Origin of the sequence: Rhodohalobacter sulfatireducens, assembly GCF_022012475.1 — a bacterium.
Taxonomy (GTDB): domain Bacteria; phylum Bacteroidota; class Rhodothermia; order Balneolales; family Balneolaceae; genus Rhodohalobacter; species Rhodohalobacter sulfatireducens.
In genome coordinates, this window is sequence record NZ_JAKLWS010000005.1 from 1 (window position 1) to 26,844 (window position 26,844).

Below are 26,844 nucleotides of genomic sequence, written 5' to 3' on the forward strand. Positions count from 1 at the left end.
GGCTGTGGCTGCGCGGTGACGGGCAGGGCGGCTTTACCCCCGTTCCGCCGATGCAAAGCGGGCTCGTGGCTCCCGGTGACGTACGGGACATGCAAATCATATCCACTGGAACAGGTAGACAACTGGTCATCTCCAACGTTGCAGACTCTATCCAGGTTTTTCAAATAAATCAACCATAATCATATGAGAACATTTATACTTACCGCATTATCGATCATTGTCCTGGCTATTGTTGCTTTCATTTTAAAAGATTGGTTCTTTTTCACTCCTGATAACTGGGAAAGACAGATTTCAGATATCGGTTCAGCATCCTCACCAAGGGCAGTAGACTTAACAGGAGATGGTGTATTGGATATCGTAATGGGTGGGGGTGCTCGTGAATTCTCACCAACTAATTATGGTGTGCTGGCATTTGATGGTAAAGATGGGAAGATTCTTTGGAATGTAGCTTCACGAAATCAGGTCATAGGATCACCCACTTTCTACGACATAAACAATGACGATATCCCGGATGTAATTATAGGTGGAAGAACTGCTATTTTATTTGCCATCGACGGAAAAAGCGGGAATGTTATTTGGGAGCATACACCGTCTTATGTTGGAATGGATATTATAAACGATCGCTCAATCCTAAATTTTTACAATATTCAATTAATTCCTGATCAAGATGGAGATGGTTTGAAAGATCTGCTAACCGCTTATGGTGGTTTCATTAAAGCTCAACCCACTGATACAGACAGGCCCATTGGAAGTTTAATGGTGATTAGTTCAAAAGACGGTTCTACATTGGCGAAGGCTGAAGTTCCTGACGGCCGCGAAACTTATATGTCTCCGCTTATTTATGATTTTCAAGGTGATGGCGAATTATCCGTCTTGTTCGGAACCGGTGGTGAAACAATCAATGGCCACTTCTATAAAGCCAACCTTCAAAGTGTTTTGGAGGAAGACCTGTCAGATGCTGAAGTTTTGGCTGAGGGTCGAGGAAAGGGATTTATTGCACCACCGGTAATAGCTAATATGAATGAGGATAATATTAAAGATATCATCGTTAATTCAGTTAACGGCAAGGTTTTTTGTATTGACGGCTCAACAAATGAGATTCTTTGGGAAGCCAATTTGGGAGAAGAATTTGAAGGTTATACCTCTCCATCTCCGGGGCATTTTAATTCTGATGATACTTTAGATTTTTTTGTCAGTTACGGTCACGGTGTTTGGCCGGCTATTGATTTTGCCTACCAGGTAATGCTTGACGGTTCAGACGGATCAATTATTTCCGCGCATACAGCCGGTACGTTTCAATACGCATCACCTGTAACCTTCGATTTTAGCCAAGACGGGAAAGATGACGCATTAGTCATAACCAATGGTAAAGAAGATGAAACAACCGGCATGAGCACAATTGAAATTTATGTAAATGAGATGCTGGCTTTTGATCCGCACAGCCAAACCCAGTTTCGTATTCACGAAAAGAATGCCGGATCAAACCTTGGTTCAACACCTCTGCTCACAGACCTTGATAATGACGGATACTTAGATATCATTTACAGCTATATGAATGATCCAATAAACTACTATTCATTTAAATCATTGCGAATTGAACGGATTGAGATGGATATTCAACTGGATGAGCCGATAAAATGGGGGGAGTATATGGGACCCGGTTATGATGGGGTCTATAAAGATTGAGTTTGCAGGAAGACGGTGTAAACGCGTTCACCAGTTCAGTTCTTTTTAGTGAAATAGAGGTCTTAACCACTCAGTAACGTGAATATCCGAGGTACCCTCTCACAACTCTTCCCGCAAGGCGATCCCTTTGGGAAAGGAACTTCTTCCGACGGCTGTCGGGATGTGTACTCTTGAATTCATGATTTAAGCCACCTTCAAGCGTGCGATAGCTCCTTGAAGAGTGGCGGTGATGAAGGTCAACCAGTCAATAACGAAACGACCAGAATACCACAACTCTTCAAGGATCCCGGAAATGCACCGTGAACTCTTGAAGGTTGTACAAGCCAAACCACATATTGCAAGTGCTTATTTTGGTGTAATTACTTGAAGATTATTTGATTTTATGTTATTTGTCTTGAGTAATAAGAAGGAGTATCAAGAAGATGCAACTCAGGGAAAAAAATTACTACCATATCTATTACAGGGGAATTGATAAAAAAGATCTATTCTTAACAGAAACCGACTATCACCACCTTCTGACCAAGTATCAATACTATCTTTTCATTGCAGTTGAAACCTATGCATTCTGCCCATTAAAAAATCATATTCATCTTATAGTGCGCGTAAGATCTGCTGAAGAGCAAAGAAGCTTAGTAAAGAGGCTGAAGCGTAAACCAAGTTCCGAATTCTATGGATTAAACTATTCTGAATTCAGAGTACAATCGGCCTCCATACAATTCGGGCATCTGTTTAATAGCTACACAAAATATTTTAATAAAAAGTATGAGAGATCAGGAGTTCTGTACGATGGGCGTTTTAAAAGAATTGAAATTGACAGCGAGGAGTACTTAACTCAATTGATCTGTTATATTCATCGGAATCCAATACATCATGGAATTACCAGGGAATATACCTCATATCCTTATTCTTCTTACAATGAGATCATGTTGAGAGAGAAAAGTATTACCAACAAGCAGAAAGTGTTTGAATGGATGGGAGGAGAAGAAAATTTTAAAAGGGCTCATGAAGAGTTTAAAAAGAAGTTAAGTGAACAATATTTTTTGGAAGAGTAACAAACTCAGCCACCTTTAATCGTGCGATAGCTCCTTGAAGAGTGGCGGGGATAAAGCCCAACCAGTCAATAACGAAACGATCAAAATTCTACAACTCTTCAAGGATCCCGGAAATGCACCGTGAACTCTTGAAGGTTGTTTCGGACCGTGCTACTGTGAGAGTTAGCAGGAACTCCAAAAGTGGCGCGGATAGAGGGCTGACCGGTAACCGCTTGGTTTAATTCACTTTCAGCCAGATCCGGTTAGATCAATCGTTTTGCTTACAATTCCAATGACCAGCCGTCACGATCAACTCTTTGAGTAGTTTTTAGATCAGGATGCGGTGAATCGGTAGTTTGTTTGAGGCGTGGTTTTTTTTCTTGCCAGCGCAATGTTTCTTCTTAAATATGAGTATGCAAATTAAAAAGAGTTCTGAGCCAGCAGGAAAAATACAATGTCTTTATTAATTAACGACAGTTCTAGATGATAATGATGGATTAAATGATTGAATAGATGACATTGAATTGAAAATGTGTTTTCGACTCCTCTGACGGTTCGGGGTAGGCAGGCTCAAAATCACGATTTTAAATAAATTTATATCGAGCTGACGTTAATTTAAGGCACCGGGTAGGATCGCAAACCTTATTGAAATGGATCTTCCTCAGGACATGAAATTATATTTCCCTTCTGATCCAAACACCCCTTGTAAGGAACATATTTACTGTCAATTCCAATGACATACCCAAGTCCGTTTTCAATATTATTCAAAGTTTGAGGTAGAGCGTAAATTACATCATTCAATGTTTCAATCTCTTCATCCCACTCTGTACTTGATGAGGCAACAAAAACCTGTCTGTATACAACTTCAAATTCACCTTCCGGAGGCAATAGTAATTGCCTTTCTATCTCATTGAGTTCAGCATCCGGGTCGATTTCTACCGTATAGAAACCGGGAAATTCCTCTACTTCCTCAGCTTCATTTCGATAAGCAAACGTAAAGGTTCTAATTGCTTCAAAGTCCGTTGCTACGAGCCTAACATAATATCTTACCTGGATATCAGCTAAATTTACGCTACTATCAACTAAGACATAGTACTCGGGTGGTGCTCCCGGTACAGTAAGTACAGCTACGATGGGCGTAGGTAATTCAGCCGGTGTTTGAACAGTTACATGGCTCTCCTCGCCACTTTCGAGTTGAGCTGAAAGACGATACGATTGACTATTTTCGAGGGGTTCATCCGTCCAAAAATTCAAAAAATTCCTGCCTTGTTGAAAGAGACTGTCGTTCATAACGATTTCATGACCGGTATTAACATTTTCAATCGTTACTCTAATATTTTTCCCATTATTCTGCAGATCTACCTGTTCCCGAACAGGAGTGATATGTACCCATTGAGTATCAGCAGAGGCATCGAGATAGCCGTACATCGAAAAAAACAATTCATTGTTTGATTCGAGCGGTTCAAACGATTGGTTGCATCCTGAAAACAGGATAAACAGCAAGAAAAACCCAAACATTACTGAAGAGGAGAAAGATTTTACTTTCATATTTTTAAAGATGCAGGTGCTTTCCGATTGAACCGAACTTGGCTGTTGAAATTTATCAGCAGTTTGTTTCATAATGCCATCTTTCACTTTTGCCATTTTTCTTTTTACTTCATACATCATTAATCAATCTCCAACTCAAGTGTGGCATATGGCAGAAATGGCAATTGATCTATACGTCGTTGTGTAAAAACATCGTAATAGAAGATATTGGTTTGATCGTAAATGTTAATCGCCCCCACTTGCAGATTCAATGCAGTACCGGAGTTTGTAAGCTGGAAACTTCTCTCAACTGAAACATCTAAACGATGAACAACCGGCATTCGCCCCTGGTATGGTTTATCAAGTATTACGCGGCGTGTACCACGGTCGGTGGTTACATCAGGCAGACGTTCTCTGAAATCTAACAGGTCATCAAACCCAAGAGGACGCGTATAAGGTAAGCCGGTTCCCAACTGCCATCGTGAACCAATGGTAAAGCCGCCTACATCTACGCTAAACAGAAGGTTCACCTGGTGACGGCGATCATGCGGCGGATTGTATTCCTGGATCTCTTCTCCAAACCAAACATTAAAATGATCTTGTGCCGATGTGTAAAGAGTATGGCTGTATCCATATCCTGCAAGAGCATAAAATCGTCCCCGGTTGTACTCAACGCGGATATCCGCTCCATATACTTCGCCATCAGCAAGGGCAAGATCTGTTGTGAACCGGGCGATGGTACTCCATACCGGAACCGCGATATTCGACATGGTTTTATAATATCCCTCAATAGAATAGGAAAAACCCCGAAGAATCTCCTGCTGCCATCCCAGCAATCCATGTACGGATGTCATTTGATCGGCACCTAAAGGTGTTCCCGACCAGGCCACAAACACGGAGCTGAGATCCCGCATATCACTAATACCCACAATAGATTGTTTATAAATGCCTAAAGAACCGCTGATCTCCTGTGCTTCATCATCAAACGGCAAGAGTGAAAATCTGAACCGGGGTTCAAAGCTCAATCCATATCCCTGAGGATTGAAGGATACGGCTGAACCCGGCTGGACAGTGAACCGATCTCCAATATTAATCGCCGTTTCAAGATATCCACCCAATGCTAACTCAGAGTAATTATCCCCGGTTATTCCGACAAATTTTTCGCCAAGATTATAACTGAGGTAGTTCAGTTTTGTAAAAAAACCATAATCGAACCGAACATCTCCACGATATTGACGAAGATTAAGATCTACATTCAATCCAAATACGCCCGATGAAAAACCAAAGGGTTCTGATTCTGTGACTTTATTCGAAAAATGAGTGATGCTCATATTTGTATCCATAAGAGCTCGAGACCCTTCCGGCAAAGCTACACATTTGCCACCCAAAACAATATTCCGCCACTGGATACTTTCCGGTTGCTCAAAGTCCATTCTTCCCCTGTCGTATGTATGCATAAGCATGGCCGAGCAACGAGTATTTTGATCGATATAACTGCTTTTCAAAAACTGGCTTTGAAATTTAAGAGGCTGATCTTCTACCGGGTACCATGTACTTGTTTCCTCAATCAGTGAATTCCGCATTGAGAAGACAAATGAGGATTCCCCCTTTGAAATTGGGCCTTCCGCCATCACTTCTGCCGCAAAAGGACTGATAGATCCTGATCCTTTATATTGTTCACGGTCTCCATGCCTCATCTGGATATCCAAAACGGATGAGAGCCTTCCTGTATATCTCGGTCCAAATCCACCTGCATAAAAATCGGCTCCTGAAACGAGGCTAGAGGGAAAGGGTGAATAAAATCCTACAATATGAGCCGGTTTGTAGATCATGGCTCCATCCACCAAAGCCATATTCTGGGAAGGCGTTCCACCGCGAATGAAAAACTGTCCACCGCGATCGCCCATCGCCACAACACCGGGAAGGGTCTGCAGGTAAGTTACAAGATCACCCGTAGCGGGGCTGGGTACCCGTGTCATATCAACCGGTGTAATTCGCTGGCGACCTTCATCTCTCATTGCAGCCCCGGTAGATTCCGAAACCACAACTTCATCCATCATCGCATCATCGGGATCGAGGGCAGTGTTGATGGAACGGTCCTCCCCTCTTCTCAACGAAATCGTATCCTGCTCAGCTACATAGCCGATGAAGCTTATTCGCACAATCCATGTTCCCGGTTCAATGGAACCGATACTGTAAAAACCATCGCTGTCAGCTGATGTACCGCGCCTGGTATCATCCTCTGTTGATTCCAATATCACATTCGCACCATAAAGCGGCTCGCCGGTTACATTATCCGTAATTAACCCCTGGATTGATGCATCCTGCGCAAAGATTCGTTCAGCAGAGAAAAGTAAAAAGCCAAACGAAAATAATATCACAGAAAGGAAACGAGCCACATTCAGATTATTCATAGAGTTGAATGATTATATGACGAAATTCTTATCAACACTTGATGATGTCTTTCTTTTGAAACCAGATTAGATTTGTTCAAAGCAAATTGAGCCGCAGCAAAAAATTTATTGTTTCATACCAAAACAAAATAATAATCTATTCCAACATTGAAAGCGGTTTTTAGAACGAATTTTTACTTTTTTGTAAAAGTTTTGAATAATGTGAAAACTGATCGGCGATTGTTTTATTGCTTACCAAGCGACAGAGTATCAAACACTATGAATTCGGCAGTTGAAGCCGATTCAACTGCCAAGGTAGATTTCTCGGCCGATGAGCCTCGCCTGCCCTTTCGGTCTTTGGGCAAGCAAATCTTCTTTGCATAACCTTCTTAAATCAATAGAACTCAAAAGAGCTTACATTAACACTTTTCGAACTTTGTTCAATCAATATCATGTATGGCAGATTTTATCACTAATCAGATTGATATGGCGATGTTCGTCCGAACTCAACAGCACGATGTGATATGCTTTCATAGACAGCTCTACCCTCTTCCAAAAGATCTAATACTGCTTCTTTTTGCTCATTACTTTCAAAAAGGGCTTTTGTCTGAACCCAATCCTCTAACCTGTTGATGACGCTGATAAACTCAGCCGTTTCTTCTGCAAATCCACGTGGGCGTTGTTCAAAATTTACGAAGACAGGATTGGAATGAGCTCCTTCCGTTCGCGCAGCAATCCAGGCACTATCATTCAAAGTTATGGTTTGATTGATTCCATTTCCTTTTGCCACCACTTCGCCATTCACCACAATTTCAACCGGTTGCATTCCATCGGGGTTTAATGCAGAAGCCTCAATATGTACCTCAACGGATCCATCTGTATAAGGTATTTCATTCCCCGGTTTTAGACCATCCACTGTAAAAAACAGCATAGGCCCTTTTGTGATAAAACTCCGGCCATGCTTTAATCCATCAAGCCAGTTATCCACGTTAAACGTATCCTCTCCAAGGTACACATAGGCACGTGGTGTATCTTTCATCGACCAGTCAGGTCCCGATGTAGCGAAGATGTTAAACCCGCAATTCAGCAGTTTGTACCAGACATCAAGCTGACCGGCATTCCCGTAGATCTCAGCGAGGTGCATATTCCCGAGGGCTGCATTCACGGGCATCTCAAACCCGGTGGAAGGCCATGTTGCAAAGATGGGTTCCTCTTCTGTAATGTATGATCCAAAGTGAGCCCCAATAGTTACTCCACCCTGCTCAACCGCATCTTTAAGGATAAATTCATTAGGTGGATAATCAGGACCTCCCATTTCTCCGATTGAACCGGAAGCAATTGGAAATATCAATCGATCCAGTCCAAGAAGAGCTAAATGACCATAGGGGTTATTCCGATATTCTTCTCCATAGGTGATCAGGTGATCGGAATTAGAATGGCTTTTCAGGGGGCCCATCGGGTATTCATCGGCATAGATAGCATGATCTACACGTTCACCCTGAAGCGTCAATATAGCTGAGACTCCAAACCCCTCCCCTTGTGTTACCAACGGCCAAAATCGGCTGTATTGAACCGGCAGGCCTACATCAGTTGTGTGAATGTGGGTATGACCAGAATACCAACCGCGATTCTTCATGTTGATCCACCGCTTTAAGGGTTCCGTGACGATTCCATCTTCAGGAACCTGCACTTCAACAGGTTCATATTCAAATCCATGATAGATTCGCGCAGTTTTCCCTTCAGGCTCAACCCCCAATTTTGCCCTGCCATTGATATAGAAAAAAGGTCCATTTTGAAATGTCCACAACGGTGTTTGCCAACCGACCGACTCACGATCTACAGCATAAGATGGACCTTGCAGAGGCGTCCAATATCTATTTCCTTCTTCATCTTTAACTTCAACGCGAACGGGGAGTGGATCTCCGCTTTCATCATCCCGGATATCAAACTGAATTGCATTTTCTGAATCAATGGTCTTCTCGTTCTCTGAATATTCTGCATGATTGATATCGAATTGAGTTTCTGCGGAAATGTGATTGTACCAGTCGTAGGTGGCGGGAAGAGTCCCGGAACCGCGGACTGTGAATGAACCCATAAAATTATCTTCCTGATTAATAGTGATCGTGGCCGCTTCAGTTCCTTCATCCATGGGAGCCACGTACACAAACGTGTATAGGGGTTGATCTTTTGTCAGCATGATCTCTTTCGACCAGAACAAAATTTCTTCGCTTTCTGAACTCTCCAACTTAAGATGAGTGTGCCCCGGGCTCTCCGTTGTGAATTCAACCAAAACAACTTCTCTTGACCCAACAGGTGTATCAACTTCAGACTTTAATCCAGAAATTGATATTTCATCCCCGAAACGAATACTGATAGACGGAAACTGATCCATTTTTTCACTGAAATAAGTTCGGCTATTTTCTAATAATTGCGTTCTTAAATCAGTGGAAAGTTTTACCTGTTTCTGCACATCCGGATGATCGATATTTAATCCCTGGTCATCTGTCATTTCCCGGATTTCCCAGGATTCCTCTCTCAAAGTTTGCCAATTCTTGAAGAGTGATTCTGCTCCCGCATCAGAGTGACGCAAAGTCTGAATAGCCATCATATAATCGTTCAGTTCTGCCAATTCCGGATTGGTTTTTGGATCGTGAGCTGATGATATATCTGTGATCATCAACAAAACTATGAATAGGAGAAGTGTTTTCTTTACCATTTTATTTCAATTTTCAAACATTTTAACTCTTATAGCTCGAGTATCTTACTCGCGCTCATCCTCATAAACACAAACCAGTACTTTGCAATATTTCAAAACTAGACTCTGCGATACCCAGCGATCTCAGCGGTTCACCAAATATAACCGCAGGGGGCGCAGAGAAACGCTGAGACAAGCTCATACACACAATTTAATCCTAAATCTATCTCGCATGAAATATGTTTTAAAAAACATGTTCCTTGATTGCGAAAGCATCTTCGATCATGCACATTTCAACAAGTACAAACGAGATGTTTCCCTTATCTAATCTATAAACAAAATACTCCGCGATACCCAGCGGTCTCAGCGGTTCACTATGTATAACCGCAGGGGGCGCAGAGGTACGCTGTGAAGATCATGCAAGTCACACAATTTAATTCTAAATCTATCTTGTACGAAAATTGTTTTAAATACCTAGTCCTTGATTGCGAAAGCATCTTCGATCATGCACATTTCAACAAGTACAAATGAGAGGTTTACCCTATCTAATCTATAAATAAAATACTCCGCGATCTCAGCGGTTTCAAATGTATAACCGCAGGGGGCGCAGAGGTACGCTGTGAAGATCATGCAAGTCTCACAATTTAATTCTAAATCTATCTTGTACGAAAATTGTTTTAAAAACCTAGTTCTTGATTGCGAAAGCATCTTCGATCATGCACATTTTAACATGTACAAACGAGATGTTTACCCTATCTAATCTAAAAAATACTCCGCGATACCCAGCGATCTCAGCGGTTCACTATGTATAACCGCAGGGGGCGCAGAGAAACGCTGAGAGTATCATATTCAAAACTGTATTTATTCCAAAACTTCCAGAATATAACTGCAAAAAAAAATCCCGGAAGGATAACCTCCCGGGATTTCACATCTGAAAATTTCAGAAAATAACTTAGTTGTTGATTACCAACCTGGATTTTGTATCAAAGTAGAAGCTCCGTCTTGCTGACTCAGCTCGATCTGAACTGATGGAATCGGGAACCGGTAATAACGTTCAGTAACCTGTGCAGAAGCAGTGAGATACTCTCTTCGATTCTGCTCAACAGATATATAGTTATTAAGTGTTGGTTCCAGGATTCCCCATCGTTGAAGGTCAAACAATCGAGTTCCTTCCATACCAAGTTCCAGGCGACGCTCCGCACGAACAGCTGCACGCGCATAGTTTACGTCAGAGAAAGAACCTGCAGGATACATACCAACCTGGTAATTTGCCCATGTAATAGATGGATCATCAAGAGGTACGGCTATCGTTGAACGATCACTACCGGGACCTTGTGCAGCTACTCCGGCTCGCATTCGGATCTCATTCACAATAGGACGAGCCAATTCAGGACTTCCGGTTTCCACATACGCCTCAGCAAGTTGAAGCATTACATCAGCATAACGCAGGATGTGAATCTTCACAGAGTTTAACTGGGTGTTTACCCAACCAACATTACTCTGAGCGTCACTGGCTTGTTCATGGACGTTTTTCTTGGGACTATAAGGTCCACCAAACGATGGCTGACGAATCCAGCCCTCTTCGTGGGGTCCCCAGTCTTTATAAGGTACGCCGTCACGTCCTACTGTCCAGTCGATTCGAGGATCAACAGGAACCGTATTTTGTGTGCCATCAAACTCCTCGTCCTGGGCATTCCATGCTCGTGTAGCATCAAATACAGTCAGACCATCAGCTCCTCCGGCCATCGCAAGCGGAAGTCCGCTTCCGTCAACCTTAAAGAAGTTGACCAGGTTTTGAGAACCCTGGTGGAAACCACAGCAGCCGAATGGGCTACCGGAGTGAGGGAAGTTTAATCGCTCACCAAAGTTAGCATTATTACCATTGGGCTCACCGTCATTCGAAGATGCCTGGTAAGCAAGGATAGTTTCTGGACCATTGTAAAGATCACTGAATCCTGTCCATACATGATGGTAGTTTTCTTCGAGTGCAAAAGGGCCGTTGTTCACTACATCCTCTAACACTGTTCTGGCAGCAGCATAATCTCCATTCCATGTGTACACCGTACCTAAGTAGGCTTTTGCAGACCAGGAAGTAGCACGACCTGCTTCACCGTTTCTTGGAGAATCGGGAAGAAGTGAGATCGCTTGCTCAAGGTCAGAAACAAGATTTCCAACTACATCTACACCTTCATTTGTTTTCACAAATGAGTCATCTTCCTCAGTGTAATAGGGAATGTTTTCAAACTTTTGCCACAGATCAAAGTGGTAATGAGCTCTCAGAAAGAGTGCCTCTCCACGAATACTGTTAGCATCCGCATCAGAGATTTCACCCGGTTGATTATTAAGAACCTGGTCTAACAGTTGGATGGCCGAGTTTGCCCGGTTTACACCTTCAAACTGTTTTCTCCAAGTATCGTTGAATCGTCCGTCAGCACCACCGGTAGACCAGTTATACTGTTCCATCTGGGTACCTACAGCATCATCTGTAGCCTCTGTTCCTTTGTAAGCGTCATCTGTCGTAATCGAGCTGAATGCCCAGTTACTCGCAGCTCCTGCCTGAAGGGAGAAGCCATTTGGGTTATCAAGCGCTCGATAAGCAGCGATCAAGGTTGCTTCAACTCCACTGGCATTCGCTAGTGTGTTTGCATCCAGCGAACCCTGCGGGGGTTGATTCAAGAAATCTTCACAGCCGTATAGAAATGTTCCCGCAATGAGAACAACAACTGTTCCAATCCAAAATTTACGTTTCATTATGTTTTTCATGGTTTAATCCTTTTAAAATTATCTTTTAAAACGAGGCGTTTATACCCAGACTGAATATTCGATTTGATGGATATGCTCCACTGTCGATTCCCATGTACTGGTCACGGGTGTCACCTGAACCGCCTGAGATATTTCTGGCTGGTAATGAAGGATCGAGTCCATCATACCCGGTAATGGTAAACAGGTTTTCGCCCTGCACATAGATTCTCGCATTTCTCAGGCCGGGAATAACTCCGCCCGGAAGCGTATATCCAATCTGAAGGTTTCGCAATCTTAAATAGGATCCGTCTTCCACGTAAAAATCACTGGGCTGACCACCACTAAAGGTGTCATTCAGGTCAATGCGTGGATACTTTGGATTGTTTACGACTTGTCCGTTTTCAACAACAGCAGATTTCGTTAAGAGATCTTCACGAACCGTTGTACTAAATGTTCGGAAAATGTAGAACTCTTTCTGCACATCGTAAATTTCATTTCCGATTGAAGCAAAGAAGGTAGTATTAAGATCCCAGCTCTTATACTGAAGACCAATATCCAGTCCACCCGTAAAGTCCGGGTGCGGATTACCAATAATGGTTTCATCAGCTGCGCTGATATTTCCGTCTCCGTTCACATCAACAAACTTGAGTCGTCCGGGTGCGGCACCATCTTGTGTTACGTGGCTGTTCACTTCAGCTTCATTCATGAAAATACCATCAGTTTTCAACCCGTAAAACGAACCAATTGGCTTACCAAGCTGGTTGATGGAAGTAAACCCGTGTCGACCAATGGTCGTTCCTGAAAAGAAGAACTCAGTGGTTCCATCAATCTTTCGGATCTCGTTCTTATAGGTCGACCCGTTGAATGAAAGCGTCCAATTCAGATCGGTCCCAACGGTTCCTCGTGTTCCAAGCGTAAAGTCAAATCCGGTGTTTCTCATCTGACCAATGTTTACAATCGGAGGAGCTGCAAAACCTGCAGAAGCAGGGAGTTGCGGAGCGAAGAGAAGGTCATTGGTATCTCTCTGGTAAACGTCCAGGGCGAAGTTAAATCGACCGTCGAACATCTCCAGGTCAACACCTACGTTTATGGATTCGTTTTCTTCCCACTTCAAGTTGGGATTGCCACGTACAACCTGTCGGTAACCGGCAACTACGGAAGTTCCGTCACCACCAATGTTGTAGAAGGTATCACCAACGCTACCACCATACTGGTTCACAGTTCGACCCGATGGAATCTGCTGGTTTCCGGTGACGCCGTATCCGGCTCGAATCATCAAGTTGGAAATCAACTCACTGTCTTGCAAGAACGATTCATTGGAGACTCTCCAGCCCAAACTTGCGGCAGGGAATGTACCCCATCGGTTCGTGGACCCTAATCGGGAGGAACCGTCTCGTCGTACAGTCAAGTCGAGAAAGTATCTCTGGTCGTAGTTATACGCTACTTTACCAAAGAATGAGAGCAGAGAGGATTTAAATCCACCACTATTCACGTTTTTTGTACCCGGATCTGCAAGAGCATCCTGAATGTACCGTGAACTCTCATTAGTGTTCAAGAGCTGTCCAATACTTCCGTTCAGGCTTCTGGTAACAAATTCGTTTGCTTCATGTCCAACCAATACGTCTACATTGTGCACACCTGCAAACTGATCGATATACTGAAGTGTATTCGTCCAGGTCCAGTCGGTGTTTACATAGTTTCCTTCACCGATACCGTTCGTAAAACTCGGCTCAGAGTTTTCAGGAGCTACAGGGTTAAAGAACCGATAGGAACCTTCATTCAGGTTAAACCCTAAACGAGAAGTAACCAGTACTTTTTCCTGAACATCAAACCGTCCGAAAACATTACCGAAAATTCGGTTATTTCGGCTTGGTCCTTCTTTGCTGTAGAATGCAGATTTCAAGGGATTGGATTGGTTACCGAGTCCAACTGCTTTACCGGAGGCCCACCAGCCGTTGATATCCTTCACAGGTACAACCGGCTGCATCAGGATATTTTTCCCGATAATACCACCCTCAGCATATCCGCCAGGGTTCCCCTGGATACCACCGTAGGTATGCTCTGTAGCAACCGATACGTTCTCACCGATGGTGATCAGGCCAAGGTCGAATTCGGTATTTACCCGAACTGTTCCTCTTTGGAAACGGTTATAAGCTGCCGTTCCTTCCTGGTCGAGGTAGTTAAACGACACATTATAATTGTGGGAATCTGAACCACCGGCAACACTAATGTTGTAGTTTTGCTGCAGTGCATTTCCAAACACCTCATCCCACCAGTTTGTACCTGAACTTGCAGGCATTATCAAACTATTCGGGAAGGAGTAAGAACCCTCATCTACATTCATGGTTTGATTCGTACCATCATTCGGCCAAATGTAGTTGGGAATAGATGGGTTGTTTGGATCACCATAAATATTCGTTGGCACGGTTTGACCCGCATTTTCGTAGGATCTCTTAATTACTTCGTGATACTGAAGAGCATCGGTAATAACGAAATCATCATACCCGCGAATTGGTTGAGCAATTCCGGTTCTCACGTTCAGGTTCACCTGGGGTGCACCCGCGCTTCCGGTTTTGGTTTCGATGATAATCACACCATTGTTGGCGCGAGAACCATAGATTGAAGCAGCAGAAGCATCCTTCAATACCTGGATCGATTCGATGTCAGCAGGGTTCAACCAGTTGGCATAAGAGTCCTGAACCGGAGTACCGTCAATAATGTAGAGCGGATCGTTGTTCTGAAAAGAACTGATTCCACGAATACGAACGGTATTTCGGGCACCGGGTGATCCACTGGTTTGAACTGTGACACCGGGTACTCGACCGTCGAGGCGCTGAAGAACACTTGCGCTGGTTTCCCGCTCAACACTTTCAATGTCAACCGAGGCAACCGCACCGGTTACATCACCACGTCGCTGTGATGAATAACCTGTTACAATCAGTTCGTCGAGATTAGCAATGGTTTCTTCCATTGTTATATCAATGTTCGTTCGGCCGGTAATTTGTTCCCGTACCGTTTGAAAACCAACAAAAGAAAATACCAATACTCCGTTTTCGGGAGCATCTATTGTGTAATTTCCATTTAAGTCAGTTGTTGTTCCGATCTGAGTACCTTCCAAAGCAATAGATACACCCGGCAGGGTTTCTCCACCAGTTGTGGTTACGGTTCCGGAGATTTCTATCTCCTGGGCAATCGCCGTTCCACAGAAAAGTACTGCAAGGAACAAACTCATCATCACTTTTGTATAGCTACTCAGGCGATGACGTACAGAATCGAAAAAAAACTGAGACCGTAGCTTTTTGTTTTTTCTCATATTGAGTCCATGTGGTTATGGTTAATGTTTAAGGTAGATTATTATCCGCTGGTTAACGGATACTATCGACTGGATGGAAAAGCAGTAGTTTAAAATTCTAACAGCAGTGCATACACTTATTAGAAGTGCCGAAGAGCAATTGTATATACTGTCTATTAAAATTTGTAACCCATGTTCACCATCACACCAAGCAACTGATAGGTTGACCTAACAATTACTATCAAACTGTAGTAATAATAAAAAAGCCCTTCCAATATTAAAAACAGTAAATTAAAAAAATATCTTTTAGAGAAAATGAGTTCCAGGCTTAACAAATGAGCCTAGAGTACTAATTCTAAGAAAATAATTATTCCATGTTAAGTACATGTTATTACATATTTTAAGACCCTACAAATGATGAAGATTTTCTAATTGTTCTACTTTGTAAAGAATTACAGCCTACATTTTTACAGGTACAATTTTTTACAGATAAAATACACACCCTCTTCACATATAAATTTATGTGCACGTTTTGAGAACAAGAACTAATTTAGGATACACTACTCTTTTATTTTTGCTAAAATCCTTATCTAAATAGACCTTTATTTGGAGCAATTAATCTTTTAAAAAAATCAACCATTAAAGTATTTTTAACCAATGGAATCATAACTGTCCAAAATGTTTTTGAAATTAGAAGTTATGGAGTCTGTCTCAGGCTTTCAGCCTGCCGGCAGGACTAGCCTGTAGACTTGGGGCGATGCCCCAAGCTACGTTATTACAGGCTTTCAGCCTGAAATATTACAGCCCAGGGCATCGCCCTGGGTAGAAACATGAAAACCATTGGCAGGCTGAAAGCCTGAGACAGATCCCGATTTGTTCAAGTAGGAATTGGATATTGAGAACCATGCAATATCTGGCCATACATTCGGAAAACAACAATTTTTTTCAACTTTAGAAACGTTTTGGACAGTTATGCAATGGAATATTATACCGGCTCTCCGACTTTCCCTAAATTTATCACTTCCACATCCAGGATTTTTCCGGAATCTACAGAAAATCGTAAAACTGTTCGGTAAACCTGGAACCCTTGTTTGCCGGCAGCCCCGGGATTCATGTAGAGCATTTTTTTAAGGGATTGGTCTCTCGCAATTTTTAAAATATGAGAATGGCCACAGATAAAAAGGTCAGGAGTATTGGTTTCGATCTCTTTTCGGATCGGAATACAGTAACGACCGGGAATCCCCCCGATGTGTGTCATCCAAACATCTACCCCATCACAATCAAATCGTTGATGCAGCGGATATTTAGATCGAATGTCATCTCCATCAATATTCCCATAAACACCTGTTACGGGAGCAATTTTTTCCAACTCCTCGGCTATTTCAATTCTACCAAAATCGCCGGCGTGCCATATTTCATCCCGGTCGGAAAAAAAATCATGGATTTGGGGATCAAGATAATTATGTGTATCCGATATAAGTCCTATCTTTCTCATGCATCTGTAAATGGTAACATCTATTTATGATGATAGGAATCCTGTAGAAGCTTGCAAAACTTTTTAGTCAAAATCTGAGACTTTTTTTCATCGTGCAACATTCATTTAGCATAATAATAGTCACCTGGAATGCCTTAGAACATCTGCAGCGATTTCTGCCTTCTGTTGCAGCCACCGACTATTCTGATTTTGAAGTAATAATCGCGAACAATGCCTCCGAAGATTCAACAGCTGAATGGATCAAAACAAACTACCCGGAATGTAAGGTGATTACATACGATCGGAATTATGGATATGCAGCCGGCAATAACCGGGCGGTTAAATATGCTTCGGGTGAAATTCTTGTCTTTTTAAATAATGATGTAAAAACTGAGCCCCATTGGCTTGATGGTTTTGATAATGTATTTCAAGATCGTTCGGTCGGGATCGCTCAACCCAAATTACGCTCTGTAGAAGACCCGGAGTATTTTGAGTATGCAGGTGCGGCTGGTGGTTACATCGACTGGATGGGTTACCCGTTTTGCCGGGGCCGGTTAATTGATAAGGTGGAAAAAGATGAGGGCCAATACGATGAACGTTCTGAAATTTTTTGGGCTACCGGAGCGGCCTTCGCTATTCGAAAAGAACTTTTTATAAAAGCCGGTGGATTTGATGAGGATTTCGAGTTTCATATGGAAGAGATCGACCTATGTTGGCGATGTTTAAAGATCGGACTGAAAATTCAGTACGTACCCAACAGCACAGTATACCACCTTGGTGGCGGATCATTGCCTCATGGTTCACCACGGAAAGTTTTCTTTAACTACAGGAATAGTCTTTTGATGCTCCTGAAAAACTTAGATCGATTTATCATCCCGAAAATATTTTTCCGATTGATTTTAGATGGAATTTCAGGCGTTCGCTCTCTCCTCAAAGGAAAACCTGCAGAAACCTGGGCTATCATCCGGGCCCATTTCTCTTTCTATGGAATGATTCCTACCACTCTTTCTAAGAGAACAGAACTGAAAAAAAAATCTACCACCCAAACGCCAAAAAACCTCGTTTTGATGCGATTGTTGATTATGGAATATTTCTTTCGAGGAAAAAAGACATTTAATGAATTAGAGTTCTCACCTAATAATAATTAGTAAATAACTTGGCTCGTTGAGTCGTAAATTTTATATAAAACGTGTTGACAGGTTAAGATTGTATGCTAAAGCCCTATACTCAACTGGAATGACCTTTAATAGCTTTTGTCATTCCTCCCGACAGCGGTCGGGAAAAAGCACCCGAATTTTCCCCTTTCGACCAGTGCAACGAAGCCTTGGCATAGTTGTAAGGGGGATAGGGGGATGATCAGCCTGAAAAACATTCTTCATTCAATATAAACAAATATCGCTTTGTGAATTCAACCGGTAAAAGCATTTATAAAGCTAATTCGTAAATTTTTGGGTTAAAAAAAAACGGGTCAGCGACCCGTTCTACATAAATTACAACATCTGTCTTGCTTCCCGATCCGGATCATTGACAATTCTGCACTCATCATTCAGAATCATCGTTTCACCATTTTCTGTAGAGTATGTCGTCCATTCAGGCAGATCACTCACATTCGGATCACCTGTTCTCATAAATTGGTTCAGAGCGGCCGACATCTTTTGTGATAGTCGTCTGGGCCTTGCCCCTCCTCCCGTGTGGGTCAACATCCGATCTGTATTATCGAACCAGAAACAGATATCTAAGCAGTGAAAAGCACGCATTCGTCCGTTGAACATTGGCGGTTCCCATCCAAACCAGGCAACATAAACCGGGGCTTGCTGTTGCACTTTCGCATTGGCCGTTTCAATCAACCCTTGACGATTACTGATAACCATAATCATAATTTCAACAGGCTTTTTATCAGGGAATGCATCACAATACGCATCCACCACCGGACCTGCCTTTTCACCAAGTCCTCCGGAAAAACCGGCTTGTTCCGCGAGTGATTCTTTCACCTGGTCAAACGTCCACTCTTCCATTTCAGGATTGTTACGTGCCACGCTCCATTCATGAAATGTACTGCAGATCAGCATGGGAATATCAGACGATAGCCCATTTGGATCTGAAAAGTATTGACTTTTCGGCAGATTCCGTCCATCTGCAACCGGACCGAATGAACCGAATCCGGATCCACCATGATCCTCCCGGTATTTTCGAGCCGCCTCATTAGCGATTCGCAGATACTCTTCCGAAGGAATCTCCTGGAGCTTTTCGACATCACCTTCACTCAGGCCGGCTTCTTCTAAAATGTATTGCCCCACTCCTTGTGACCGCTCCTGATCAATTCCATCCAATGTAGATCCACTTAATGGCACAGCTTTATGAAACAGGCCTTGTGCTTTTTCCATCGCCATTAACGTACAAACTTTGGCACCACCGCCGGACTGCCCCATAATGGTCACGTTCCCGGGATCACCATCAAAGTTTTCGATATTATCGCGAACCCATTCGAGAGCGGCTACCATATCGAGAGCGCCAACATTTCCGGAATCCGCAAACTTGCTCCCTCCTACCCCGGACAGGTCAGAAAATCCAATCGGACCTAATCGGTGATTAATTGAAACAAAAACCGTATCGTGATTTCGGCTAAAGTTTGCGCCGTGATACCCATCTTGCTCAATGCCATTTCCATTTGTGTAACCTCCGCCGTGCAACCAAACCAAAACAGGGCGTTTTTGATTATCGCCAATTGATGGTGTCCAAACATTCAACTTTAAGCAGTCTTCACCGATGTTATCATAATTCCAATGATCCTGCCAGGATTGATACGAATTGCTGTATCGACCCTCCATAATCTGCGGAGCCGAATCGCCCCACCAAACCGCCGGATAAACATCGTCACCCCACGGTTCCGGTTTTTGTGGTGGCATGAATCGATTTTCACCGGCCGTACTCGCCCCGTACGGAATGCCCCTGAAATTGTAGATATCATTCAGAATAAATCCATGAACTTTACCGTATTGAGTATCCGTAATTGCGGTGTCATCATTAATGATTAAAACCTGCTCTCCCGGTTCATCTGCACTCACTCCATTTTTAGAAAGTCCGGGGATTGATCCCAAACCAAGTCCTGCTGCTCCAAGTCCCATCGTTTGTAAGAAATTTCGCCTGTTCGTTTTCATGGTTGAGGTGTTTTTTGTTATGGTTGATTCGATTTAAAAAATTGTTGATTGAAATCATAGAAATTCAATCGTTTTCAGATCCTCTCTGACACTGACAGGTTCTATCTATCAATTAATTTCACACAAAAATATTATTGAAAAAGCATTGGCGTAAATTCAGACAGGTACATCCGCCATATATCCCAGGTGTGACCACCTCCGCTCTCGCGATACACATAATCAAAATCGTGGCTGTCCAGAACCTCCCTCATATTGTTGACACTTTCGAAAAGAAAATCATCCGTCCCACATGCAATCCAGTAAAGTTCGTACCCGCTTTCTTGTAGATCACCGATATTTTGATTGGTGAGTTCAAGGTGTGCCCGGGCATCCATTCCAAACTGAGTTTCTTCAATAATTCCCATACTCATCACTCCGTAGTAATCAAACATGTCCGGATGCTTGAGCGCCAGTTTCTGGGTTTGCCAACCACCCATCGATAAACCTGTTACTGCACGATATTCCTTCCCTGTTTTTACCTGATAATTCTCTTCGATATATGGGATCACATCCGCAACCAAGCTCTCTTCAAATCGCTCGTTAGCCATTGGGTTGGGTGAATTCGATTCGCGTGCCGGTTCATGTCCCGGGGTTACGTGCCAGGCTGAAGATTGGTTCGGATTTCCATTTGTCATTACAACGATCATCGACTCAGCCTCTCCGGAATGAATCAAGTTATCCATGATACGGTTTGCAAAACCCAATTCGGTCCAGGCGTTTTCATCACCTCCACCACCATGGAGCAGGTATACAACGGGATAATCCTGATCGCTTTCATTGTAATTCGGCGGCAGATATACTTTCATTCTTCGCTGATCCATATTCAGCGTGGGCGATGAATACCAAACTTCCTCAATGGTTCCTTTTTTTTGACCACTCAACTGAACATTTTTACTTCCTTCACCCGGAAGAATAAATGCACTAAATGTATTACGAACATCTCGAATCACCCATGGATTATGTGGATCGATGGTTCGAACTCCATCTACGTTATATGAGTAGATATAGTAATCAGGTTTAAGATCTGAAATAGTCAGTTCCCAAACTCCTTCCTCTCCTTTTTCCAGATGTTCCGAAGCGCCCCAGCCCTGCATCCAGCTTCCACTGATTTTAACCGAATCTGCCGTCGCTGCCATGATTCGAAACGTTACCGCTCCATCTTCATGAATCTCCGGTGAAACTACCGGGTCTTGTTGGAATTGAGCTGATGCTGATGTTATAAGAACCCCAAAGAAGCCAACGAGAAGAAAAGCTTTTTTTATAATATGTTTTGATTTCATGTTATTGTCAGTGGTTGGTTGTAAGTAGTTATTTTTGATTTTTTAATGACTTTCAAGCGTCTCTATTTCCTTAAAGAGTTTGATTTAAATTCACGATTCTAATACTTCATAGTTAATGGTTACCGATGCTAAGTCAGGCAGAACAATTATTATTGTTACATAATACAACAATTGTAATTGTTTAAAAGTCAGATATCAAATTAAATTGTAGATTTTGCTCCTAACTGATGTAATTTTAGAACTATTTACATTCAGAAATTTAAAACATGTAGGTAATACAGATTTGAGTTCTTTATCTGAATCGACAGACTGGCAAGAGATTATAAAAAAATGGTGGGGCTCAATAATCCTGCTTCCGTTTATGGCATATCAGCTTCACCAGGCATATTGGACTCTCAATTTTAATATTTTTTTCAGCATCAGTTACTCATTTCCCTTCCCTGTGAATGTTGAAAAATTTCTGCTCAACAATTTTTTGTTGATTGTTCATGAAGCCGGCCACACATTCTTCAGCATATTTGGATCAAGAGTTATTACAATACTCGGTGGTTCTTTAAATGAGATACTTCTTCCAATATTGATTGTCATCTTTACAATCTTCAATCGATTCATTAAAGGCACTCAGTTTTCACTATACCTTTTAGGATCAGCTTGGTTCAGCGTAGCATTTTATGCGGCTGATGGGGGTCAGCGCCAGCTCCCTCTCATCGGTAATCTTGGAAAAGAATCACACGATTGGTACAATCTGTTATATCATTTTGATATGCTGGATTCAGATATGGAAATTGCACTTACGTTTGTAACTATCGGTATTATGATCTATTTGGCAGCTATCTCCGTTCCGCTTTGGCTTAAGCGATACCAAAGCTTAGATTTAGATCTGAAACTTTAACTTAATGTTGAACGGACATTTTAGAAGAAGGGTTTAAAGACTACAAATTTTCATTTGATTTAAACTTTAGTGGCTAATAAAAAACAGTTCGACATTATCATTGCAGGTGCAGGAGCTGCCGGACTCAGCCTACTTTGGCGAATCTTAAATTCGTCAGTTCTCAGAGATCAGAAGATTTTGCTTATCGACCAATCCTTTGAACCTGCCAACGATAAGACATGGTGTTTCTGGGAAGATCTTTCTCTGCCCAATGAAGGGGTTATTCACCACTCCTGGGAAAAGCTACTTGTGAAAATTGCCGGAGAGGATTACTCGGAAAATCTCAATGAGTACGTGTATAAATGTATCAGAAGTGAAAATTTTACTCATCATATATTACAGCAAGCAGAAAAAAGTGAGCAAGTCACATTCTTGGAAGCGGGTATTAAGGACTTTATCTCTGATGGTCAATTTGGATTTGTACAAACAACCAAAGGTGAATTTAAATCCCGGAAAATTTTTCAAAGTGCCTTAAAACCTTCCGGTTTCGATAATCTTGAGGTAGACATATCCTTAATCCAACATTTTCTCGGGTGGGAAATCAACATCAACAAAAATCTGTTTGATCCAAACCTGGCAATATTTATGGACTTTGAAGTACCGCAGTCAGATGGCACTTCGTTTATTTACTTATTGCCTTTCTCCCAAAACAAAGCCCTGGTTGAATACACCATTTTTTCAGAAAATTTATTAGAAAAAGATCGGTACAGAGAACAGGTAAGAAATTATCTGGAAACTCGATATAATTTGCACAAAGATGACTTTTCAATCGAACGAGAAGAGTTTGGAGCCATTCCGATGGAAGATCGAAAATATCCGGCAAAGTATTGCGATTTTGTTTGGAATATTGGAACCATTGGAGGATTCGCAAAACCCTCTACCGGTTATGCATTCAGCAGGATTCAAAAACGCAGTTTGGAAATTATGAATGCATTGGAATCACAAAATCCAATTCCCGAAAGACGTGCCTCATCCTACCGTTTCAGGGTATATGATATTATGATGCTCTACCTTCTTTCACATGAAAGAGATAATGCATTAAGAGCATTTGAATGCTTGTTTCAAAAAAACAGTTTTGATCAGGTACTCAAATTTTTATCTGAAGAATCCAATCCGGCTCTTGAATTGTCTATTTTTTCTAAGATGCCGTATATGCCATTTTTCAGATCAATGTATAAGATGAAGCACCGAATTTTCACGGGCGTTTAAATTTTATTTTTCTTATTCTGGAATTAAGAAATCGGAAAAAATATTCATCAATAGTCTTTATTTGGTTCTTAGTAAAGTATTATTGAACAAAATTTTAAATTTTTTACACATAAAATTTTATAATTTTTCTAAAATAGTGACTATTTGTCAAAATCTAATTTCTATTTTTATTTAGGTTTACAAGACTAATTTATTTAATCTATAATTTTTTCGTAGATACTTGACTCATAATTTTCTAATTATTTTATTAATCGGTCCAAGTATCTAAAGGTTTTTTTTTGGGTCTTATTCAATTGGGGTAAAAATGAACAAATGGGTGAAACTATATTTATCGCTGGGTTTGCTATCTCTTATTTTCATTGAGAGTTGCTCAGACACTGGTAGTTCCGGTCAGGTAAAACTATATCCGGGTGATAATTTTCAACAAGCAAACGACAATTTCCCTGCAGGTACTGTATTTGTTATTGCCAACGGTGTACATCAAAAACAGCGTGTGCACAATCCAAAGTCAGGGAATGTGTGGCTGGGAGAAAAGGGCGCTATTATGGATGGGCTAAATTCCATAACAGCTGCTTTCACAGGCAAAGCTGTAAATGTTTCTATACAAGGTGTTGAGATAAGAAATTATGTTGATAATGGAATCTATTTTGATGCCGGAGAAAAGGTTAGTTTCAAACGACTTAGGATCACTGATACCGGCTCAGGAACAGGTGAACTGAATGGTGCCATACGTTTGAATGATGTATCCGATATTACGGTCTCGCACAGTTACTTCGCCAGAGTTTCATCTGCTATACTACCCTCCTATTGTGAAGGCCCGATTTTGATTGACTGGAATACAGGTATAAATATTGGCAGAAACTTTGTCCAGTTGGGTAAATGCAGAGGAGAGAACATCCGAATTGAATATAACACGATGGAAAGGAAGGGCGATTATCTCAGGCCAGGCGCAAGGGATGTTGAAGATTGGATATCAATTTATCGATCCAGTGGCACAACAGACAATCCTATCCAAGTGAGATACAATCGGGCAAGAGGACACGGCCATTCTAAGTACGGTTCATTCATTATGCTGGGTGATGCCGGAGGAAAACATCAACTTGCCTATGGAAATGTTGGTGTGACACCGGGACAGGTTGGAATCGGAATAGCCGGCGGTGAAGACATCAAAGTTGACAGCAATATTCTCTACAGCGATGAATGGAGAGACAGCAATATTGCACTTTACTCAGCAGACTACAGTGAGCCTGAACCGTGTAATAATCATATAATTACAAATAATCGCTCTTTGTGGTATAACAGGACTGGTGTTCAAAATAATCTATGGACTGATCAAGACTGTAATCCAATTCTCGATAATAATACTTACCCCGATTACAGTTTAAACCATAGTATCTGGGAGTCTTCAAAAGCGGCCCGTGGTAATTAACGGGTTTAGTCAGAATCATCGTCCATCTGATCTGAAATACTCTCCAAACGATTATTTATATCTTCACCAAAGATTTCAAAGGGGACTTCGTTGTCCACCACATTTTTTACGTTACTATCATTAATTACTTCCTGGTATGTTTCATAGCAATCGAGGGCATCATGGAATTTTTGCATATCCTTCTCAGAGCAGGTCTCAATAAATTTAATGTCCTCATCCTCTGAGGCTTCAAGCCGAAACTTTCCATCCAGGTCAACCTCACCCATGCGTGTAAAAAGTGCAAGGCGTTTTGGATGTTCGCCTCCCTCCTCTTTCATTTTACAGAAAACTCGTTTCACAACAGCATGCGTCACTAAATGATCGTGAAATCCACTTATACCATGCACCGCATATGTAACAAGAATATCCGGTTTTATTTTTTTGATATGCGTCTCTATGAGCTCTTCTATTTCAATGGGACTGATATTTTTTAGTTCACCATCCGGCATATCAAGAACTTCCATTCCAGTTAATCCCAACGTTTTTTCAACACACTTCATCTCATTATATCGAATCTCTCCCATCTCCTCTTTATTCACCCCCAACCTGAACCGTTGTTTAGTAGCTTCTCCTTTGGTGAGTGTTAAAAGATATACTTCATAACCTTGGCGTAACTGAGCTGATATAGCAGGTGCGGGTCCAAAGGATTCGTCATCCGGATGTGGAAATATGTAGAGTATTCTCATTCTTTAAGTAAATTTTTTGCTGAAAATTTAAATAGATAACTCACGATAAATTCAATAATTACATAAAATTATTTTTGATCTATTAACATTTCTAATTTAATTATTGATTCCAGATTGCAATTCTACACCTAAACATATTTAAAAATGAATCAAGCTGACAGTTTAACAAACCAGGAGATTGTAGCAAGTGTAAATGATCCAATACATCTGCTTATTATTTTTTCAATCATGATCATTGCCGGAGTTCTTGGCGGTGGTGCAGCTTATATGATCGAAAAATATACTTCCTCAACGATGAATAACACTCTTAAACCGGAGTTCTATATTTTAATTGGTGTTTGTGCATCACTGCTTGTGCCCTTATTTATGACAACCATATCAAGTGATCTGCTCGAAAACAGCAGGAAAAATCATCTTGATTATTTTGTGTTTGCGGGATTTTGTCTTATCGCAGCAATTTCTGCTCATCGTTTTATTACATCTATTTCTGAAAAAATACTGAAGCAGTTTGAAGACACAACCCAAAAAATTGAAACGGCCGGTATGAAACTCCAATCTAATGAAAATCGCCAGGAATTAGATAAAGAGATAAATACCCTGAGAGACAATTTAGAACATGAACAATTCTTTTACTTTACTAAAGAGAGGGCGGATTCGATTCTTATGAAAATTCTTTCTCTCAGCAATGAAGGAGAAAAAACACACTACTTTTCAGAATTAATTAAACATTATTTTTCGGCATCAAAATTTGACCAAATCAATGCCATTGTTGATGAGTATTCCAATAAAATCAATTTAAATGAGCTTACCTGGGCAAACGTAGCGATTGCAAACATGAATCTCTACAGCAGAACCCAGAATAAAGACTACAGGAAAAAGTCGGTGTATGCTCTGCAAAAATCGATTGAATTGAATGAGTTCTACGGTGAACCGTATGCAATTCATATCTATTTGAATTTAATTGATTTTGCTTCTGTAGAAACCGATGAGGAAAGAGAGGCAATCTCTAATACTATTGGTGGTCTGATTGGAGAAATTAAGAAGAAGGGAGTTGAAACAGCCTATGATGCTTACACATATTTCCTCGCAAATGATGGTAACACATTCAAAGTTTATAATGAGATTCTCCGGAATCGATTCGCTGAAGATTTCAAGAATTTAGAAGAGTTAGCGATAGGATCTAACCTGGGGAAGCAGAATAATCCAAGTTTGGCATAAAAAAACCTGCCCTCC

16 protein-coding genes are annotated in these 26,844 nt (G+C 41.6%); 7 read left to right on the forward strand and 9 right to left on the reverse strand.

Translation table 11 applies throughout. The annotated features are described in order from the left end of the window. Positions 1 to 183 precede the first annotated feature (183 nt). Both L6773_RS05545 and L6773_RS05550 read left to right on the forward strand, forming a co-directional pair. Positions 184 to 1,686, forward strand: coding sequence for an outer membrane protein assembly factor BamB family protein (locus L6773_RS05545; protein WP_237852867.1), 1,503 nt, complete (start codon positions 184 to 186; stop codon positions 1,684 to 1,686). A gap of 422 nt (positions 1,687 to 2,108) precedes the next feature. Further along, positions 2,109 to 2,738 (forward strand): hypothetical protein, encoded by a 630-nt coding sequence (locus L6773_RS05550; protein WP_237852868.1) that lies wholly within the window; start codon positions 2,109 to 2,111, stop codon positions 2,736 to 2,738. A gap of 621 nt (positions 2,739 to 3,359) precedes the next feature. Here L6773_RS05550 and L6773_RS05555 read toward each other — a convergent pair. From L6773_RS05555 to L6773_RS05580, 6 genes are all read right to left on the reverse strand, one after another. Beyond that, positions 3,360 to 4,361, reverse strand: a complete 1,002-nt coding sequence (locus tag L6773_RS05555; RefSeq protein ID WP_237852869.1) for a DUF4249 domain-containing protein — start codon at positions 4,359 to 4,361, stop codon at positions 3,360 to 3,362. 23 nt (positions 4,362 to 4,384) lie between these two features. After that, positions 4,385 to 6,658 carry a TonB-dependent receptor gene (locus L6773_RS05560; RefSeq protein WP_237852870.1) on the reverse strand — a complete coding sequence of 758 codons (2,274 nt, stop codon included), beginning with the start codon at positions 6,656 to 6,658 and terminating at the stop codon, positions 4,385 to 4,387. A 451-nt stretch (positions 6,659 to 7,109) separates the two neighbouring features. Beyond that, on the reverse strand, positions 7,110 to 9,353 hold the full coding sequence (locus tag L6773_RS05565) for a CehA/McbA family metallohydrolase (RefSeq protein ID WP_237852871.1): 2,244 nt from the start codon (positions 9,351 to 9,353) through the stop codon (positions 7,110 to 7,112). 942 nt (positions 9,354 to 10,295) lie between these two features. Then, complete coding sequence (locus L6773_RS05570) at positions 10,296 to 12,083, reverse strand: RagB/SusD family nutrient uptake outer membrane protein (protein ID WP_237852872.1); 1,788 nt, start codon at positions 12,081 to 12,083, stop codon at positions 10,296 to 10,298. Between the two features lie 37 nt (positions 12,084 to 12,120). After that, the gene (locus L6773_RS05575; protein WP_237852873.1) at positions 12,121 to 15,387 is read right to left on the reverse strand and encodes a SusC/RagA family TonB-linked outer membrane protein; all 3,267 of its coding nucleotides are present in this window, start codon (positions 15,385 to 15,387) and stop codon (positions 12,121 to 12,123) included. 964 nt (positions 15,388 to 16,351) lie between these two features. Further along, on the reverse strand, positions 16,352 to 16,861 hold the full coding sequence (locus L6773_RS05580) for a metallophosphoesterase family protein (protein ID WP_237852874.1): 510 nt from the start codon (positions 16,859 to 16,861) through the stop codon (positions 16,352 to 16,354). 92 nt (positions 16,862 to 16,953) lie between these two features. Here L6773_RS05580 and L6773_RS05585 point away from each other — a divergent pair, with 92 nt between their 5' ends. Further along, the gene (locus L6773_RS05585; RefSeq protein ID WP_237852875.1) at positions 16,954 to 17,988 is read left to right on the forward strand and encodes a glycosyltransferase family 2 protein; all 1,035 of its coding nucleotides are present in this window, start codon (positions 16,954 to 16,956) and stop codon (positions 17,986 to 17,988) included. Between the two features lie 342 nt (positions 17,989 to 18,330). Here L6773_RS05585 and L6773_RS05590 read toward each other — a convergent pair whose 3' ends face one another. Together L6773_RS05590 and L6773_RS05595 are read right to left on the reverse strand one after the other, a co-directional pair. Then, positions 18,331 to 19,998 (reverse strand): carboxylesterase/lipase family protein, encoded by a 1,668-nt coding sequence (locus tag L6773_RS05590; protein ID WP_237852876.1) that lies wholly within the window; start codon positions 19,996 to 19,998, stop codon positions 18,331 to 18,333. A 131-nt stretch (positions 19,999 to 20,129) separates the two neighbouring features. Further along, on the reverse strand, positions 20,130 to 21,317 hold the full coding sequence (locus tag L6773_RS05595; RefSeq protein WP_237852877.1) for an esterase: 1,188 nt from the start codon (positions 21,315 to 21,317) through the stop codon (positions 20,130 to 20,132). A 214-nt stretch (positions 21,318 to 21,531) separates the two neighbouring features. Between L6773_RS05595 and L6773_RS05600 the strand changes: the two genes are divergently transcribed. The 3 genes from L6773_RS05600 to L6773_RS05610 all read left to right on the forward strand — a co-directional run bounded on the left by L6773_RS05600 (position 21,532) and on the right by L6773_RS05610 (position 24,886). After that, a complete protein-coding gene (locus L6773_RS05600; RefSeq protein ID WP_237852878.1) occupies positions 21,532 to 22,209 on the forward strand; it encodes a hypothetical protein in 678 nt (225 codons plus the stop codon). 69 nt (positions 22,210 to 22,278) lie between these two features. Continuing rightward, complete coding sequence (locus L6773_RS05605; RefSeq protein WP_237852879.1) at positions 22,279 to 23,457, forward strand: lycopene cyclase family protein; 1,179 nt, start codon at positions 22,279 to 22,281, stop codon at positions 23,455 to 23,457. A gap of 316 nt (positions 23,458 to 23,773) precedes the next feature. After that, positions 23,774 to 24,886: a right-handed parallel beta-helix repeat-containing protein gene (locus L6773_RS05610; protein WP_237852880.1), complete on the forward strand. Its 1,113-nt coding sequence runs from the start codon at positions 23,774 to 23,776 to the stop codon at positions 24,884 to 24,886. A 5-nt stretch (positions 24,887 to 24,891) separates the two neighbouring features. Here L6773_RS05610 and L6773_RS05615 read toward each other — a convergent pair whose 3' ends face one another. Beyond that, a complete protein-coding gene (locus L6773_RS05615) occupies positions 24,892 to 25,611 on the reverse strand; it encodes a PIG-L deacetylase family protein (protein ID WP_237852881.1) in 720 nt (239 codons plus the stop codon). A 144-nt stretch (positions 25,612 to 25,755) separates the two neighbouring features. Here L6773_RS05615 and L6773_RS05620 point away from each other — a divergent pair, with 144 nt between their 5' ends. Further along, complete coding sequence (locus L6773_RS05620) at positions 25,756 to 26,829, forward strand: YEATS-associated helix-containing protein (protein ID WP_237852882.1); 1,074 nt, start codon at positions 25,756 to 25,758, stop codon at positions 26,827 to 26,829. The last annotated feature ends 15 nt before the right edge of the window (positions 26,830 to 26,844 follow it).